Below are 15,921 nucleotides of genomic sequence, written 5' to 3' on the forward strand. Positions count from 1 at the left end.
CCAGACCGGTCCTGGGAGTTGCCCCGATGCGTAGTCTTCTCACCCTCATCCTCGTCGGCGCCGTCGCCTTCGTCCTCGTCGGCATGTACGTAGCCCCCGGCCAGCCGGAATTGCGGGCCTGGTACCTGCGCAATGCCTGCGAGCATCTCGACAAGGTGTCGCCGCAGATCTGCGCCCCGGCCCGCAAGGCCGAGAGCGGGGTGCCGACCTGAACGCGATCGACTGGTTCTTTCGCGACCGGAAGACCGGTGCGATCACCATCGGACAATGGCCGAACGCGCCGCTGCTGATCTTCATCGGCTGCGCGCTGGTCGGCTGGCTCGACGGGCCCGGCGGCCGAATCGGTCCCTACCTGCGTATTCTCGGCGCGGCGGCCCTGGCATGGTGGGCCGTCGACGAGGTCGTGCGGGGCGTGAATCCGTGGCGGCGGTGTCTCGGTGCCGGTGTCCTGGCCTTCCTGGCCTGGAAGTTGGCGCTGGCGGCTCTCTGAGGGCACCCTCGCGTCTTGCCGAACCCCGTGCGTCGCCTATTCTCGCTGTCGCGCGTGGCGCGCCGGAGGATTCGCAGGCATGACGTTCTTCATCGGGATCGCGGGGCCCTGGATCGTCATCGCCGTGCTCGAGATGCTGTCGCTCAGCCGCCAGCGCGAGCTGGATGCCGAGGGCCTGGCCCCCGGTGCGTCGTCGCTGAGCGTTGCCCACAGCGCCTACCTCGCTTAACCCGCACCCATCCGAGGCGCGCCGTCCGGCGCCCGGGCGGGATGCGAGGAGCGACGTGGTGCGAGCAGGCGAACAGGCGACCGGCGTGATGCCCGGCCTACGGGGCGTGCGGATCTGGCTCTACGTTCTGGCCGCCCTCGTCGTCGGCATGGTCGCCGTCGGCGGCGCCACCCGCCTGACCGGTTCCGGGCTCTCCATCACCGAGTGGCGCCCCGTCACCGGGGCGATTCCGCCCGTCTCGGCCGAGGCCTGGGCGGCGGAGTTCGACAAGTACCGCGACACGCCCCAGTACCGCATCCTGAACCAGGGCATGGGGCTTTCGGACTTCAAGGTCCTGTATGCCTGGGAATGGGGCCACCGCCTCCTCGGCCGCATCGTCGGCCTCGTCTTCTTCCTGCCGCTGCTCTGGTTCTGGTGGCGCGGCGCCCTGACCCGGCGCCTCGGCCTCGGCCTCCTCGGCCTCGGGCTCCTGGGCGGGCTCCAGGGCGCGATCGGCTGGATCATGGTCGCCTCCGGCCTGCAGCCGGGGATGACCGCCGTGGCGCCCCTCAAGCTCGCCCTGCACCTCACCACCGCCAGCCTGATCCTGGCCGGTCTGGTCTGGCTCGCCGCCGGATTGCGGGCGCCGGACGCCGCCGTCGTGGTCGATCCGCCCCGCCTGCGCCGGACGGCCCTGGCCATCATGACCCTCGTCGTCGTGCAGATCTTCCTCGGCGGCCTCGTGGCGGGCTCGAAGGCCGGTCTCCTCTACAACACATGGCCGACCATGGACGGACACCTCATCCCGCCGGTCGCGGAGCTCTTCGCCGGGACGCCCTGGATCGAGAATTTCGTCGACAACCTCGCCCTGGTGCAGCTGAACCATCGCCTGACCGCCTACCTGCTGCTGGCGGTGGCCCTCGTTCATGCGTTCGACGCCCGCCGGGCGCGCCCGGGCTCGGGCATGGGCCGCCGGGCAACCGGCATCGCCGCCCTCGTCCTCACCCAGGCCGTCCTCGGCATCACCACCCTGCTGCTGGCCGTGCCGCTCTGGGCCGCGCTCGCCCATCAGGTCTTCGCCATGGCGGTGCTGACGATGGCGACGGTCCATGCCCGGCGAGCGGCCCGATCCCGCGTCCCGGCGCCCCTCGGACGCCCGTCGACCCCCTTCGGCTACGAAACGCTCACCGGCAGGACGGCGTGACCGGCCGGGCAGCGTGATCGACAGAGCTCCCTGAGCGACACGGTTGCCGGATCGACGCGAGCGCGTGACGGATGCGGCCGAGGCCCGGCATGTGCGGATCGCCACATCACGACCGCACTGCAACGAACCACTCTGGCCCCCGCACGTTCGACCCCCGTCGGAACGCGGCCGGAGCCCTCGGGCTTTCCCCCCGTCCGACGCCCCTGAACCGCGAGAGGACGATCCCTGCATGCAGGATACCGAGACCCGGCGCACGCCCGCATCCGAGCCGACCCCCTCCGAGCCCCGGACGAACTCCGAGCCCCGGACAGCCGCCTCCGCCGGTCAGACCCCATCCCCGGCGAAGCGCCGTCACGGCAAGCAGGCCTGGTTGGCCCTCGGCCTGACGGGATTGCTCGGCGCCGTCTGGGCCGTCGCCATCGCGAACCGCTATCCCAACATCCTTCCGGGCTAGTCCTCGCCCGAAGAGATTCCTGTTGATCGCTCCAACTCGGTAGTTGTCGCGGGGAACGCGGCAACAGGTTCAAGCGTAGCCTCAACGGATATACCGGAGGTCGGCGATGCTTTTAGCGGACGACGGACGCCCAACGGGAGTGACCTGGAACTATACCCGGAAAGAAATCCTGGCGGATGGCGCCGTCCACGTCGTGGGCGTCGCCCTCGGCGTCGCGGGTGCCATCGCCATCGTGGTGATCGCCGCCCTCTCGCCGCTCTCGCTCCTCGAGCGTGCCGGGGTCACGATCTACGCGGCCGGCCTCGTCTCGATGCTCGGCGTCTCGGCCACCTACAACATGTGGCCGGTGTCCCGCCGGAAATGGCTGCTGCGGCGCGCCGACCACGCCCTGATCTACCTGATGATCGCCGGAACCTACACGCCCCTGGTCGCCCTGGTGGGCGACGGATTGCCGGCGTGGAGCCTTCTCGGCACGGTCTGGCTGGTGGCGGCGATCGGCATCGCCCTGAAGCTGCTCCTGCCCGGGCGCTACGACCGGGTTTCGATCGGGCTCTACCTCACCCTCGGGTGGAGCGGGGTCGTCGCCTACGACGCGGTAATCGGCCGACTCGGCAGCGATGCCCTCTGGATGCTCGCGCTGGGCGGCGTCCTCTACTCCCTCGGGGTCGTCTTCCACGTCTGGCGCAGCCTGCCGTACCAGAACGCGATCTGGCACGCCTTCGTCCTCGCCGCGACGGCCTGCCATTACGGGACCGTGATGGCGACCGTGATGGGCGCCGGCGCCTGAGGGGCGACCGGGCCCGACGCCGGGACGCCGTGCTCGGAGTCGGTCAGAGGTTCGAGGCCGGGAACGACTCTTGGCGCTACTTGCCCGTGCAGAGTCCGCGATCGGCAAGGTTGCGGTGCTCGCGCGGATCGCAATCCGTCGACAGGAACGAGGCCCACTCGGCGGGGGTGCCGTAGAAGGCGTTGCGGTCGACGTCGCCGCGCACGCCCGGAACCCGCCCGGTCGAGGTGAACTGCCACAGCATCCACTTGCGCTTGACGTAGCGCTGCTCCGGCTCGGCGGCCGTGGAGCGGACCCAGTGCGGGTAGTCCGGCAGCTCGTCCTCGAGCACGTCCTTGTGGAAGGTGATGTCCGTGTAGATGATCGGTCGCTTGCCGGTGTAGCGCTCCATCTCGTCGAGCATGTAGCGGATCATCGACAGGGCCTGGGCCTTGGGCAGCTTCTTCGGGCAGAGCTGCGAATGGCCGTTCCACTCCACGTCGAGGACGGGGGGGAGGGCGGTCGGGTCGTTGGGGACGTTCTTCTTGAACCAGGCCATCTGGTCCTGGGCCGAGCGGCACCAGAAGACGAAATGGTAGGCGCCCCGCGGCACGCCGGCCTGCGCGGCCCCGTCCCAGTTCGTCCGGAAGCGCTCGTCCACGTGGTCGCCGCCCTCCGTCGCCTTGATGAAGGCGAACTGGGTGCCGGCCGCACGCACCGACATCCAGTCGACGGGACCCTGCCACTTCGAGATGTCGATGCCCTGGACCGGGTGCTGCTTGGCCCGCGCGACGCCGGGATGAGGCTTGGCATCGCCCTTGGTCGGATAGAAATCCGTGGTTCCCGAGCAGGCCGCGAGGGCGGACAGCACGGCGACCGCCGCGCCGCGCCGCAATCCGGCGCGCAAGGCGGTCAGCGGCGCACGCTGGTTCTGACGTGCCGGGGCAGTCCCGTTCCACAGCCGCATCGTTGCCCGACCCACCAGCTTCTACGCGCTACCAATGGCTAAGGGATGACCCGGGCGCGGTTAACAGACCTTTGACGGCAATGCGGCGGATTTCCGGAAGCCGTGTCGAGCGAGCCACATAGGCGGTCGGCATCCACCCTGGCCCCCACGGGCACCACCCCCTAAGTGCAGGCCGTGCCTGCGGGTTTGGGACACAGGAGGGTGCCGTGAAGGTTCTGTTCACCATCGGGTACGAAGGTCTCGATTCCGAGCGCCTGATCGCGGCTCTGAAGGACGCAGAGGTGGGAACCCTGGCGGATGTCCGCGCCGTGGCGAATTCCCGCAAGCGCGGCTTCTCCAAGACCGCCCTGCGCACCAGCCTGGAGGAGTCCGGCATCGGCTACGCCCATGCCCGCAGCCTCGGCACGCCGAAAGCCGGCCGACAGGCGGCCCGCGCCGACGATGCCGCGCTGATGCGGCGCATCTATTGCGAGGAGGTGCTCGACACCGCCGATGGCGGCCTCGCCCTCGACGAACTCTGTGCCCTGGCCGACCGCACGCCGATCTGTCTGCTCTGCTTCGAGCGCGAGCCGGCGCGCTGCCATCGCCGCGTCCTCGCCGAGCGGATGCAGGCGCGGGGCTTCACGACGGTGGACCTGTTCGGGTGACGCCCGCTGCCCTCGCCACACGTAGGCCATCGGCGCGTTGACAATCTAGAGTTATCCGGTTTTCACTCAACCGGGGGTGACGATGCCGGATTTGCAATGACGCGCAAGGCGCTGGATCAGACGTTGGGCTTCCTCCGGGCCCTCGACCGGACCGCGAGCACCGACGATGTGGGGCGCCTGCTGGTGACGGAATTCGCGGCGCACGGCGTGTCCCATGCCATGGCGGGGACCATTCCCCGCAAGGGGACGCCGGCGCGGCAGCAGCACGGACACATCCTGGTCAACACCTTCCCGGAGGAATGGGGCCGGCGCTACCTGGCGCGCGGCTACGCCTTCCACGACCCCACGGTCCGTCACCTCGCCCACAGCACGGCGCCCTTCGCCTGGAGCGAGCTGGGCGAGCGGTTCGGCGATGATGCCGGCGCCCGCCGGGTGATGGCGGAGGCGGGCGAGTTCCGCCTCCGCGACGGGATCACGGTCCCGCTGATGACCCTCGACGGCGACATGGCGGGTTTCAGCCTCTCGGGCGAGCGCCTCGGGCTGAATCCCGGCGACCGGCCGATGCTCCACCTCATCGCCACCTACGCGTTCGGCCATCTCCTGCGCCTGCGCGGCCCGGCGGGGGCGGCGCGGGCCGCCCGGCTCGCGCCGCGGGAGCGCGAGGCCCTGCAATGGGCGGCGGAGGGCAAGACCGACTGGGAGATCGGCGAGGTCATGGGCATCTCGACCCACGGGGTCGACTTCCACCTGCGCTCGGCCCGGACGAAGCTCGGCACCACCAACCGGACCCAGGCGGTCGCGGTGGCGTTGCGGCGTGGACTGATCACCTGACGCGGCCCCCTCGCGGGGGCCATCGCGACCACCCGCGCAGGGTCCGCCGGCGTCGATCCCGCACGCCTCGCGGCGTCGACCTACGGGTTCCCGTAGGTTTGTGACGGTCCCGATCATGTCAGAACCGGCCTCGGAACGGAGGTTTCGACATGATTCAGATCGTGACACCCGCGAATGAATACTGCTTCCGCGAAGAAATGGAACAGGTCTGGCGCCTGAGGCACGCGATCTTCGTCGAGGAGAAGCGTTGGCTCGACCTCGCTCGTCCCGATGGGCGCGAGATCGACCAGTTCGACACGGCCCACGCGATGCACTTCCTTGCCATCGAGGCGGGGCGGGTCATCGGCTACAGCCGGCTCCTGCCGACGACCCGGCCACACCTCCTCTCCGACGTGCTGCCGCAGCTCTGCGAGGTGGCGCTGCCCTGCGGCCACGACACCTGGGAATGGACGCGCCAGGCCGTCGCCCGGTCCCATCGCGGACGGGGCAAGGCGGTGAATCCGGTCTCGCTCAGCCTGCTCTCCGGCATCGTCGAGTGGGGCCTCGCCAACGGCGTGCGCCAGCTCGTGCTGCAAATGCCGACCCTCTACCTGCTGCACGTGGTGCAGCTCCACTTCCGGGCCCGGCCGCTGGGCCTGCCGCAATCGATCAGCGGCGAGGACATCATCGCGGCCACCGCGGAATTCGACGAGCGGACGCTGGCACGCCTGCGCGCCCTCACGGGGCGGACGGACTCCGTCCTCGCTCCGACCTACCCCTACCTCGCCGCCTGACGCGCGGCCGCAAAGGACCTGCCATGCTCACCCTGATCCAGCCACCGAAGGGCGAGGCCTTCGACGTCCTTGCCGCCCACTGCATCGCGGCGCGGGCCGTCATCGCGGAGGCCGGGACGCCGGTGATGCGGCGGTTGATCGATCTTCTGCTGTTCGAGATCGCCGTCGCCATGGCGGATCCATCGGACAATCCGGCCCTCGTCCCGGAGCCGGTCGCCTGAGGGCGAACGGGCGGACCGGCGCCGGAGACTCAGCGCCCCATCAGCGCATCCACGTGGGCGGCGACGGAGAGGCCCAGCCCCTTGAGGCTGTAGCCGCCCTCCAGGACCGAGACGACGCGCCCGCCGGCATGGCGATCGGCCAGCGCCATCAGGCGGCGGGTCGCCCAGCCGAAATCGGCTTCGGTGAGCTCGACATGGCCGAGGGGATCGAGGTGGTGGGCGTCGAAGCCCGCCGAGATGATGATGAGGTCGGGGGCATAGGCGTCGAGGCGGCGCAGGATGCCGGCCTCGAAGGCCTCGCGAAAGACCGGGCCGTCGTCGCCCGCCCGCAGGGGTACGTTGACGATGGTGTCGTGGTTGCCCCGCTCCGACGCGGCGCCCGTACCCGGAAACAGCGGCATCTCGTGGGTGGAGGCGTACATCACGGAGCGGTCGTCCCAGAAGATGTCCTGCGTGCCGTTGCCGTGGTGGACGTCCCAATCGACGATCGCCACCCGGCTCGCCCCGTGGGCTTCGCGGGCATGGCGCGCCGCGATGGCGGCGTTGTTGAAGACGCAGAACCCCATCGCGGTCATGCGCTCGGCATGGTGGCCCGGAGGCCGCATGGCCACGAAGGCATTGGCGCACTCGCCCGCCATCACGGCATCGACCGCGTGCACGGCGCCGCCGACCCCGCGCAGGGCTGCCTCGACGGTGCCGGGGGAGAGCAGGGTGTCGCCGTCGATCTGGACGTAGCCCTCCGTCGGCGACGCCTCGATGATCGCCTGCACGTAGGGCACGGGATGGACCAGGGTGGGCACCGAGGTCTCGGCCCTCGGGGCCTGGCCGCGGACCAGCCCAGCGAAGCGCTCGTCCTCGAGGGCCCGCTCCACCGCCCGGATCCGGTCGGCGCGTTCGGGATGCCCTTCCGGCATGGCGTGATCGAGGGCGGACGGGTGGCTCACGTACAGCGTCGTCACGGTCATCCCTTTGCGGCCGCCGATCTGTCGCTTTGAAACAACAGATGATGCCAATGTATCACATCTTGCGCATGATCACGTTGCCGGGATGCGCGCTCGGCTCGGGTTGTGCAAGACCTGTCCGAACACGAATCGATCAGACCGCGCCCGGTGACCGGCGGGTCGAGACAGGCCCTCATCCATGCGCGCGCCCGCCCTTCTCCTCCTGATCGGTACGCTGCTGCCGCTCGGCGCCTGCAACACCCAGACCAATCCGGGGGCGACCGGACCGCTCGCCGCGGCGCCCGCCCCCCTGAGCGGGCCGGAGCGCGACAAGGCCTGGATGAAACTCGCGCCGAGCGCCCCCATCGATCCGAAGATCGCCCGTGCCACCGTGGACTACCCGACGCGGGAAGCGCCCGGAACCGTCATCGTGGTCACCAAGGAGCGGCGGCTCTACTATGTGCTGCCCGACGGCAAGGCCGTGCGCTATCCCGTGGCCGTGGGCCATGCCGGCATGGCTTGGGCCGGGACGGCGGAGGTCGACCGCAAGGGCGAATGGCCGGACTGGAACCCGCCGCCGGAGATGCTGGCCCGCCGGCCCGACCTGCCGAAGCGCCTGGAAGGTGGCCCCACGAGCCCGATCGGGGCCCGCGCCCTCTATCTCGCGGAGGGCAAGAAGGACACGCTGTTCCGCATCCACGGCACCAACGAGCCGGAGAAGATCGGTCAGGCGGTCTCTTCGGGCTGCATCCGCATGCGCAACGACGACGTGGTCGACCTCTACGACCGGGTGCCGATCGGCGCGAAGGTGGTGGTGCGCTGACACTTAACCAAGCGCGGGTGGTTTGTCGGTCGCGGCGGGTCGTTCGTCGGCACCAGCCCCCAGGCGCATCCCGCGGTGACGCCCGGCGGGACGGTGGGCCGGCGGAACGCCGACCGCCTCGCGCGGGGATTCGCCGTCACGAACCGGGCGGATGGAGCCGCCGACGGCCGATCCCGACGTGACGATGAGCGCGTTCGCCTGCGCCGCGAGAACCGGCAGGCACAACGGGAGCGCGACGTCGTCGCGCCCGAGACGGCCGTTCCGGGCGAGGTCATGGCGCCGGGACGGCCGATGCCCGGGCACCCCGCCGCACGTCCCGGCACGAAGGCGCGCCCCCCGAAACGCTCACGAACACCTGGCGTGCCCGGTGACCCTCGCGTGTGCCGAGCCCTGCCTGCAAGGCAGGCGCGGGGCGAGCGGGGATGGCGAGGCGGGCAGGATCATCGGAGCGCCCGCCGCCTCTGGGGCACCGGACGCCCCCCGGTCGACGCGCCGGGCGCCGAGCAACCCGCCGTGAGCCACGCCGTCTTCGCCCCGGATGCGCCGGACCGCTTCGCGGCCTACCACGACCTCTACGCGATCGGCTCGACGGTCTCGCGGATCGGCGACCGCCTCCAGGCCGCCGTGAGGGGGCGCCGCGCCGCCAGATTGCTCCTGCGTGACCGGCAGATCGCCGGCGCCGTCCACCAGCGCGAGGCGGCGCGCATCTGGGGCGGCGGGACCTCGACATGCGCGCGGTCGCCTCCGGCTCCGGCCTGTCCCGCAGCGCCCTCTACCGGGCCTTCGTCCCGATCGGCAGGGTCGGGCACGAGATCCTGCGCCGCCGCGTGGACCGCCTGCGCTCGGCCATCTTCCGCAGCGGCAGGGACGTGCGGATTTCGAATCTGGTCTGGACCCTCGGGTTCGCTACGCCGAGTCATGCCGCGCGGGCCTTCAAGGGCACCCACGGCCTCGCGCCGGGCAAATCCGCGCGGAAGTCCGGGCCCCGGAGGGGCGCCTCTCGAGGACCTCGAACCCGATCATCTGCGGGGCTGGATCCGGGGCCTGAGCGGATCGTCCCGGCTCTCCTGAGCGGTCCGGTCGGCGCCAGATAGACCTGGCCTCCCGCGACGGCGCCGATTAACAACGCGACCGCACGAGGGAGAGCCAGACCGATGCAGAGTTTCGTCCGCGCCAAATTGCACGGCCTCCGGGTGACCGGTGCCGACCTGAACTATCACGGCTCGATCACCCTCGACGCGGACTTCTGCCGGGAGGTCGGCCTCGATCCCCTCGAATTCGTCGAGATCTGGAACAAGATGTCGGGCGCCCGGATCAGCACCTACGTGCTCTACGGCGCGGCGGGATCGCGCTGCTGCATCCTGAACGGGGCCGCTGCCCGCACCTGCCAGGTCGGCGACGAGGTCATCATCGCCTCCGCGACCTACGGCTCCATCGAGGACGTGATCGCGCGCAAGCCGAAGGTGCTGATCTTCGGCCCGGACAACACGATCAGCGACCGGGTAACCTACGACGTCTTCCGCGACGCCGAGGGACGCCTCGACATGCGCATCCTCGGGCCCGGCATCGCGGGCTGACGGGGCGCTCGCTCCGCCCGCGGCCCTCGGAGCGGGGAGGGTGCGCCGGCTCCGGAGCGTCAGGATTTCGAAAGGCTCATTCGTGAGCAGGCTTTAACCTGAACAGTGATTCAGATTTGCCCGTTAACCGCTTGAACGATGCCGTCCTGCATAGTCGAACCATCGACAGGGACACAGACCGGCCAAGATAAAGCCGGGGAGGCATCAAGAGATGATCAACCTTTCGCTTCAGGTTTTCTGTAACCGTATCGTTGCAGCCGATTGCATCACCGCCGAGGATGTCCAGATCCTGGCGCGCGAGATCCTCCCCGATGGCTTCGTGTGCCGCGACGAGGCCGACATGCTGATCGCCCTCGAGCGCATCGTCACCTTCGCGGATACGAGCTTCGGCGACTACCTCGTCGCGTCGGTGGTGGATTTCGCCGTCTGGGGCGAGCGCCCCACCGGCTACATCGATGCGGGCGTGGCCGCCTGGCTGGTGGGCAGCCTGCGCGCCGGCAGCGGCCCGACCCGTCTCGCCGCCCGCCTCGCTCGCGAGGTCGTGCGTGAGGCCCAGGCCAGCGACGAAGCCCTCATCGCCTTCGCGCTGGCAGCCAACCGCGCCGCCGCCGAGAGCGACCGGATGCGCGAATTGCTGGCTGCTTAGGTGCCGCCAGCCCCTGATATTTCGCATTCAAAATCATATGGTGCATCGCACCGTGAGATTGTCGGTCGTGGCCGTGCATAAACAGGCCCCCGGCCTGGATCGATCAGCTTCCCGAAGCCGCATAACTGCTTTAACGGGAACCAGCTTGGGCGTTTGCAAGACGCCGCATGTTCCCTGACGGACCAGAGTGCGCGGAAAGATGTTCGACAAGATCCTGATCGCGAACCGTGGCGAAATCGCCTGTCGCATCATCAAGACCGCCCGGCGCATGGGCATCAAGACCGTGGCGGTCTACTCGGATGCCGACCGAGACGCCGTGCACGTCGCCATGGCCGACGAGGCCGTGCATATCGGTCCGGCCCCGGCGGCGCAGTCCTACCTGCTCATCGACAAGATCATCGAAGCCTGCAAGCAGACCGGTGCCCAGGCCGTGCATCCGGGCTACGGCTTCCTGTCCGAGCGCGAATCCTTCCCGCGCGCGCTGGAAGCGGCCGGCATCGTCTTCATCGGCCCCAACCCCGCCGCCATCGCGGCGATGGGCGACAAGATCGAATCCAAGAAGGCGGCCTCGGCCGCGACGGTCTCCACCGTGCCAGGCTTCCTCGGCGTCATCGAGAGCCCCGAGCACGCGGTCACCATCGCGGACGAGATCGGCTATCCCGTCATGATCAAGGCCTCCGCCGGCGGCGGCGGCAAGGGCATGCGCATCGCCCATTCCTCCGGCGAGGTGGCGGAGGGCTTCGCCCGCGCCAAGTCCGAGGCCGCCTCGTCCTTCGGCGACGACCGCGTCTTCGTGGAGAAGTTCATCACCGACCCGCGCCACATCGAGATCCAGGTGATCGGCGACAAGCACGGCAACGTGATCTACCTCGGCGAGCGCGAGTGCTCGATCCAGCGCCGCAACCAGAAGGTCATCGAGGAGGCGCCGTCGCCGCTCCTCGACGAGGCCACCCGCCGCAAGATGGGCGAGCAGGCCGTCGCGCTGGCGAAAGCCGTGAACTACGATTCCGCCGGCACCGTCGAGTTCGTGGCCGGCCAGGACAAGTCGTTCTACTTCCTCGAGATGAACACCCGCCTGCAGGTGGAGCATCCGGTCACCGAGATGATCACCGGCCTCGACCTCGTCGAGCTGATGATCCGGGTCGCGGCCGGCGAGGCCCTGCCGCTCGGCCAGGCAGACGTGAAGCTCAACGGCTGGGCCGTCGAGAGCCGGGTCTACGCCGAGGACCCGACCCGCAACTTCCTGCCCTCGATCGGGCGCCTCACCACCTACCGGCCGCCGGCCGAAGGCGAGTTCGGCGGCGCCATCGTCCGCAACGACACCGGCGTGGAGGAGGGCGGCGAGATCGCGATCCACTACGACCCGATGATCGCCAAGCTGGTCACCTGGGCCCCGACCCGGGCCGAGGCCATCGAATCCCAGGGCGAGGCGCTGGACGCCTTCGCCATCGAGGGCATCCGCCACAACATCCCGTTCCTCGCCGCCCTGATGGCGCATCCGCGCTGGCGCTCGGGCAACCTCTCCACCGGCTTCATCGCCGAGGAGTTCCCCGAGGGCTTCGTCGCCCCCGAGCCGAAGGGCGCGATCGCCCAGCGCATGGCGGCCGCGGCCGCGGCCATCGACCACAAGATGAACCAGCGCAAGCGCGGCATCTCGGGCCAGATGCGCGATCCGGCCTTGCTGCATTTCGAGCGCGACCGCGTCGTGGTCCTGGCGGGCGAATCCTACCCAGTTACCGTCGACGCCGTCGGCGGCACCCTGATCGTCACGGGCGCCGACGGCACCACCTGGCCGGTCTCCTCCGACTGGCGCCCGGGCGAACCCGTCTGGCAGGGCGAGATCGGCGGGGCTCGCGTGGCGATGCAGGTCCGCGGCCTCCTCAACGGCGTCGCCCTCCAGCACGCCGGCGCCGCGGCCGAGGCCCGGGTCTACACCCGGCGCGAGGCGGCCCTCGCCGCCCTGATGCCGGTCAAGGAGGATGCCGGCTCCGGCAAGCAGGTGCTCTGCCCGATGCCCGGCCTCGTCAAGGCGATCCTGGTCAAGGAAGGCCAGGAGGTGAAGAACGGCGAACCCCTGGCCATCGTCGAGGCGATGAAGATGGAGAACGTGCTGCGGGCCGAGCGCGACGCCACCGTCGCCAAGATCGCCGCCAAGGAAGGCGACAGCCTCGCGGTCGACGCGGTCATCCTCGAATTCGCTTGACGCGCGGCCGGCCCCGGGCCGCGTCGCCTCCCGTCCCGGGACGCGGCGCGGCCCGGGACGGACGCCCTGGACCCGGTCGATGCCCCTCTACTTCGCCTACGGCGCGAACATGGATGCCGGCGCCATGGCCGCGCGCTGCCCGCGCTCGACCTTGATCGGGCAGGGCCGCCTCAACCGGCACCGCTTCATCATCATGCGGGAGGGCTACGCCTCCGTGGTGCGCGACCCACGCGCGACCGTGCATGGTATACTGTGGGATCTCGCCCTCGGAGACGTCCCGGCCCTCGACCGCTACGAGGGCGTCGCCTCGGGCCTCTACATCAAGGCGATGCAGCCGGTCTCGGTGCCGGGCGGTTCGAAGCGGGCGCTGATCTATCTCGGCGGCACCAGCGCCACGGGGGCGCCCCGTCCGGGCTACCTCGAAGCCGTCCTCGCCGCGGCGACCGCCGCACAGTTGCCGGCCGTCTATCGCGCGGAATTACAGGCCTGGCAGCGCGGGCGCGCCGGTTGAGCCATGCTCCCCGGATGGTCTTCGATCGCCCGGGTCCGGCTTCGGGCTGTCGAAGACGGGGCAAGTCCGAACGGAGTCCTGCGCGCGCAGGTCCCTCTCCCTCGGCGGCGTGCCATCGCGTCTTCCGGACCGCCGCCGCCCAACGATGCCACGAAGGACAAGACTGCGATGCCCGAGATCCGAACCGTCGCGGTGATCATCAAGGGCCGGGTCCAGGGCGTCGGCTACCGGTTCTGGACGCGCGGCGAGGCGGATCGCCAAGGCCTCTCCGGGTTCGTCCGCAACCGCCCGGACGGGTCTGTCGAGGCCCTGTTCTCCGGAGCCCCCGACGCCGTGGCACGGATGCTGGACGCCTGCCGCCAGGGTCCGCCCGGTGCCCGCGTCACGGACATCGCCGTGACGGAGCCTGCGGTCGCACCGCCGCAGACCGGTTTCGCGATCCGCTGACGCTTCGTCCCGGGTGAGACACATCCGGCCCCCCTTCGTCTGGACAGGGCGTCGGCTTCCGCGCTAGCGCCCGGGCGGGGCGCCCGGCGATCGGTCGTCGAGAGACCGGACGCGATGCTGACCGCCGACTTCTCCTATCTCGACCTCGCGGCCCTCAGCTACTTCGTGGCCGCCTGGGCCGGCTACGGCATCGCGGTGGCGCGCATGCGCGGGCGCCGCACCAGCCTCAGCCAGATCATGAATGCGCAGCGGGCGGAGTGGACGCGCCAGCTCATCGGGCGCGACAACCGCGTGGTCGACACCACGATCAACGCCTCCCTCCAGAACGGGACGGCCTTCTTCGCCTCGACCTCGCTCATCGCCCTCGGCGGCGTCCTGACCCTGTCACGCTCGGGAGACGACGTCCTCACCCTGTTCGGTACGCTCCCCTTCGGCGCCATCGCCACGCGCTTGACCTGGGAGATCAAGGTAGCGGGCCTCGCGGTCGTCTTCGTCTACGCCTTCTTCAAGTTCTCCTGGGCCTACCGGCTGTTCAATTACGGCGCGATCCTCCTCGGCGCGGTGCCGCCGAAAGGTTCGGATGCGACGCCGGAGCAGATGCTCCGCGCGGCGCGCAAGGCGGCCGCGATGAACATTGCCGCCGGAAGCCACTTCGCGCGCGGCCAGCGCGCCTTCTTCTTCGCCCTGGCCTATCTCGGCTGGTTCGTGAGCCCCTGGCTCCTCATGCTGACGACCACCGCGGTGGTGCTGGTGATGTGGCGACGGCAATTCGCCTCGCGAATTCGCGCCGCCCTGCTGGCGGAAGACGACGGGACAGGGCAGGGATGGCAGCCATGACGATTCCCAAGAAGCCCACGCGCCAGCGCACCTCCTCCCCGAAGATCCCCGCCGCGAAGGCGCCCCCGAAGGTCGCGGCGAAGCCGGAACCGAAATCGACGGGTCGCCCCGAACGCAAGGGGCCGTCCGAAACGCTGATCGCGGAGACGATCCTGCGTCTTCTCGCGGCCCGCGAGGCCGGCAAGACCATCTGTCCGTCCGAGGTGGCCCGGGAACTCGGGGGACCGCAGCCGGAGGGCTGGAGCCCCCTGATGCAGCCCATCCGCCGGATCGCTGTGCGGATGACCAAGGCCGGCGAAGTCGCGATCCTGCGCAAGGGAAAGCCGGTTGAAGACCCGGACGATTTCCGCGGCGTCTATCGGCTCGGGGCCGCGGCCCCCGCGCCGGACGAGGCCTGAGGCGCCGGCAGCAGGGCATCGGTGTAGCCGCTGAGCCGATAGGCGACGAGGCCGAACCACTCCTTGGTCACGATGTCCAGGAGCGCCAACCCCTCGGACGCGAAGGCATTGACGTGCAGGACGTCTCGCCAACCGCCGGTGCGATAATCCACGGGATAGGCGGTGACGGCGAAGCCGGCCTCGCGGAAGCAGCCGATCGCCCGGGGCATGTGCCAGGCCGAGGTAACGAGAAGCCAGCGCTCCCCCGGCTGCGGCTTGACCATGTCGGCGGTGAAGCGCGCGTTCTCGCGCGTGTTGCGCGAGCGATCCTCAAGGATCAGCCGGGTGCGCGGCAGCCCCATCGTGTCGGCGTAGCGACCGACGATCTCGGATTCCGAGGCCTTGCTGCCGCCGAGGCTGCCGCTTCCGCCGGTGAAGACGAGACGGCTCTGGGGATAGCGCCGGGCCAGATCCGCCATCGCGACCTGTCGCTCGGCCGCGTCGTTGAGGAGAAGTTGTCCCCGATCCGCCGAAAGCCGGGTCTCGATCGCGCCGCCGAGAACGATGATCCCGGTGACCGGTGCACCATCGTCGACGAATGCGGGAAATCGCTCCTCAAGCGGCAGGGCGATGAGGACGGGCAGGGGTGAGAGGCCGGCGACCAATAGGATCATGGCCGCCAGGCCGCCGATCCAGAGCCCGCTCCGAAGCCATCCCCCTGTCGCCAATCCGATCCCCAGCAGCACGAGCAGGGCAAGGGCGTTCGACGGCGTCACAAGGAAGTACAGCAGCTTCGACAAGGGAAAGAACATGCACGGGCAACCGGAGCGGGTGGGCAGGTGAGGCGTGATACCGCAACGGCCACGGCCTTGTCCCGCGCGTTACCCGGTAGCGCGAACCAGCGCATCGGACAGAGGCGAACCGAGACATCGTCATGCCCACTCGCATAGACGATGGAGCTGACAAATCCGTCCCGGATCAGCCCTACGCAAGGACCA

20 protein-coding genes are annotated in these 15,921 nt (G+C 69.9%); 17 read left to right on the top strand and 3 right to left on the bottom strand.

From position 1 onward, the window contains the following. The first annotated feature begins 26 nt into the window (after nucleotides 1-26). The 5 genes from ASG51_RS01780 (at nucleotide 27) to ASG51_RS01795 (ending at nucleotide 3,143) form a co-directional block, all read left to right on the top strand. The gene (locus tag ASG51_RS01780; RefSeq protein ID WP_056211377.1) at nucleotides 27-212 is read left to right on the top strand and encodes a hypothetical protein; all 186 of its coding nucleotides are present in this window, start codon (nucleotides 27-29) and stop codon (nucleotides 210-212) included. Nucleotides 213-569: 357 nt separating this feature from the next. Next, nucleotides 570-719 (top strand): hypothetical protein, encoded by a 150-nt coding sequence (locus ASG51_RS24555; protein WP_200917650.1) that lies wholly within the window; start codon nucleotides 570-572, stop codon nucleotides 717-719. Nucleotides 720-807: 88 nt separating this feature from the next. Continuing rightward, nucleotides 808-1,902: a COX15/CtaA family protein gene (locus ASG51_RS01785; RefSeq protein WP_056378643.1), complete on the top strand. Its 1,095-nt coding sequence runs from the start codon at nucleotides 808-810 to the stop codon at nucleotides 1,900-1,902. A 229-nt stretch (nucleotides 1,903-2,131) separates the two neighbouring features. After that, complete coding sequence (locus ASG51_RS01790; protein WP_056378646.1) at nucleotides 2,132-2,356, top strand: hypothetical protein; 225 nt, start codon at nucleotides 2,132-2,134, stop codon at nucleotides 2,354-2,356. 106 nt (nucleotides 2,357-2,462) lie between these two features. After that, nucleotides 2,463-3,143, top strand: coding sequence for a hemolysin III family protein (locus ASG51_RS01795; protein ID WP_056211384.1), 681 nt, complete (start codon nucleotides 2,463-2,465; stop codon nucleotides 3,141-3,143). A 76-nt stretch (nucleotides 3,144-3,219) separates the two neighbouring features. Here ASG51_RS01795 and ASG51_RS01800 read toward each other — a convergent pair whose 3' ends face one another. Further along, nucleotides 3,220-4,089: a GH25 family lysozyme gene (locus ASG51_RS01800; RefSeq protein WP_056211385.1), complete on the bottom strand. Its 870-nt coding sequence runs from the start codon at nucleotides 4,087-4,089 to the stop codon at nucleotides 3,220-3,222. Nucleotides 4,090-4,304: 215 nt separating this feature from the next. Here ASG51_RS01800 and ASG51_RS01805 point away from each other — a divergent pair, with 215 nt between their 5' ends. The 4 genes from ASG51_RS01805 (at nucleotide 4,305) to ASG51_RS01820 (ending at nucleotide 6,561) form a co-directional block, all read left to right on the top strand. Then, a complete protein-coding gene (locus tag ASG51_RS01805; RefSeq protein ID WP_056378942.1) occupies nucleotides 4,305-4,736 on the top strand; it encodes a DUF488 domain-containing protein in 432 nt (143 codons plus the stop codon). A 96-nt stretch (nucleotides 4,737-4,832) separates the two neighbouring features. Then, nucleotides 4,833-5,567, top strand: a complete 735-nt coding sequence (locus ASG51_RS01810) for a LuxR family transcriptional regulator (RefSeq protein ID WP_056211387.1) — start codon at nucleotides 4,833-4,835, stop codon at nucleotides 5,565-5,567. 149 nt (nucleotides 5,568-5,716) lie between these two features. Beyond that, nucleotides 5,717-6,340, top strand: a complete 624-nt coding sequence (locus tag ASG51_RS01815; RefSeq protein ID WP_056211389.1) for an acyl-homoserine-lactone synthase — start codon at nucleotides 5,717-5,719, stop codon at nucleotides 6,338-6,340. 23 nt (nucleotides 6,341-6,363) lie between these two features. Continuing rightward, entirely contained in the window at nucleotides 6,364-6,561 is a 198-nt protein-coding gene (locus ASG51_RS01820; RefSeq protein WP_056211391.1) for a hypothetical protein, read from the top strand. A 29-nt stretch (nucleotides 6,562-6,590) separates the two neighbouring features. On the opposite strand, the gene ASG51_RS01825 is transcribed toward ASG51_RS01820, so the two are convergent. Then, on the bottom strand, nucleotides 6,591-7,520 hold the full coding sequence (locus ASG51_RS01825) for a histone deacetylase family protein (RefSeq protein WP_056273632.1): 930 nt from the start codon (nucleotides 7,518-7,520) through the stop codon (nucleotides 6,591-6,593). Between the two features lie 181 nt (nucleotides 7,521-7,701). On the opposite strand from ASG51_RS01825, the gene ASG51_RS01830 reads away from it, so the two are divergent. The 8 genes from ASG51_RS01830 (at nucleotide 7,702) to ASG51_RS01875 (ending at nucleotide 14,944) form a co-directional block, all read left to right on the top strand. Further along, nucleotides 7,702-8,325, top strand: a complete 624-nt coding sequence (locus ASG51_RS01830; RefSeq protein ID WP_056272406.1) for a L,D-transpeptidase — start codon at nucleotides 7,702-7,704, stop codon at nucleotides 8,323-8,325. A 1,154-nt stretch (nucleotides 8,326-9,479) separates the two neighbouring features. After that, the gene (gene panD / locus ASG51_RS01845) at nucleotides 9,480-9,902 is read left to right on the top strand and encodes an aspartate 1-decarboxylase (protein ID WP_056272401.1); all 423 of its coding nucleotides are present in this window, start codon (nucleotides 9,480-9,482) and stop codon (nucleotides 9,900-9,902) included. Nucleotides 9,903-10,113: 211 nt separating this feature from the next. Continuing rightward, complete coding sequence (locus tag ASG51_RS01850; protein WP_056378652.1) at nucleotides 10,114-10,548, top strand: hypothetical protein; 435 nt, start codon at nucleotides 10,114-10,116, stop codon at nucleotides 10,546-10,548. 199 nt (nucleotides 10,549-10,747) lie between these two features. Next, nucleotides 10,748-12,751 (top strand): acetyl/propionyl/methylcrotonyl-CoA carboxylase subunit alpha, encoded by a 2,004-nt coding sequence (locus tag ASG51_RS01855; RefSeq protein WP_056378654.1) that lies wholly within the window; start codon nucleotides 10,748-10,750, stop codon nucleotides 12,749-12,751. Between the two features lie 79 nt (nucleotides 12,752-12,830). Further along, complete coding sequence (locus ASG51_RS01860; RefSeq protein WP_056354245.1) at nucleotides 12,831-13,262, top strand: gamma-glutamylcyclotransferase family protein; 432 nt, start codon at nucleotides 12,831-12,833, stop codon at nucleotides 13,260-13,262. A gap of 168 nt (nucleotides 13,263-13,430) precedes the next feature. After that, nucleotides 13,431-13,709 carry an acylphosphatase gene (locus ASG51_RS01865; protein WP_056272392.1) on the top strand — a complete coding sequence of 93 codons (279 nt, stop codon included), beginning with the start codon at nucleotides 13,431-13,433 and terminating at the stop codon, nucleotides 13,707-13,709. Between the two features lie 114 nt (nucleotides 13,710-13,823). Then, the gene (locus ASG51_RS01870) at nucleotides 13,824-14,546 is read left to right on the top strand and encodes a DUF599 domain-containing protein (RefSeq protein WP_055953252.1); all 723 of its coding nucleotides are present in this window, start codon (nucleotides 13,824-13,826) and stop codon (nucleotides 14,544-14,546) included. A 134-nt stretch (nucleotides 14,547-14,680) separates the two neighbouring features. Continuing rightward, nucleotides 14,681-14,944: a DUF3253 domain-containing protein gene (locus ASG51_RS01875; RefSeq protein ID WP_056273630.1), complete on the top strand. Its 264-nt coding sequence runs from the start codon at nucleotides 14,681-14,683 to the stop codon at nucleotides 14,942-14,944. On the opposite strand, the gene ASG51_RS01880 is transcribed toward ASG51_RS01875, so the two are convergent. Further along, nucleotides 14,902-15,735 (bottom strand): YdcF family protein, encoded by an 834-nt coding sequence (locus ASG51_RS01880; RefSeq protein ID WP_056378656.1) that lies wholly within the window; start codon nucleotides 15,733-15,735, stop codon nucleotides 14,902-14,904. The genes ASG51_RS01875 and ASG51_RS01880 overlap by 43 nt on opposite strands. Nucleotides 15,736-15,921: the final 186 nt, after the last annotated feature.

Source organism: Methylobacterium sp. Leaf465 (assembly GCF_001424705.1).
In the GTDB taxonomy this organism is placed as follows: domain Bacteria; phylum Pseudomonadota; class Alphaproteobacteria; order Rhizobiales; family Beijerinckiaceae; genus Methylobacterium.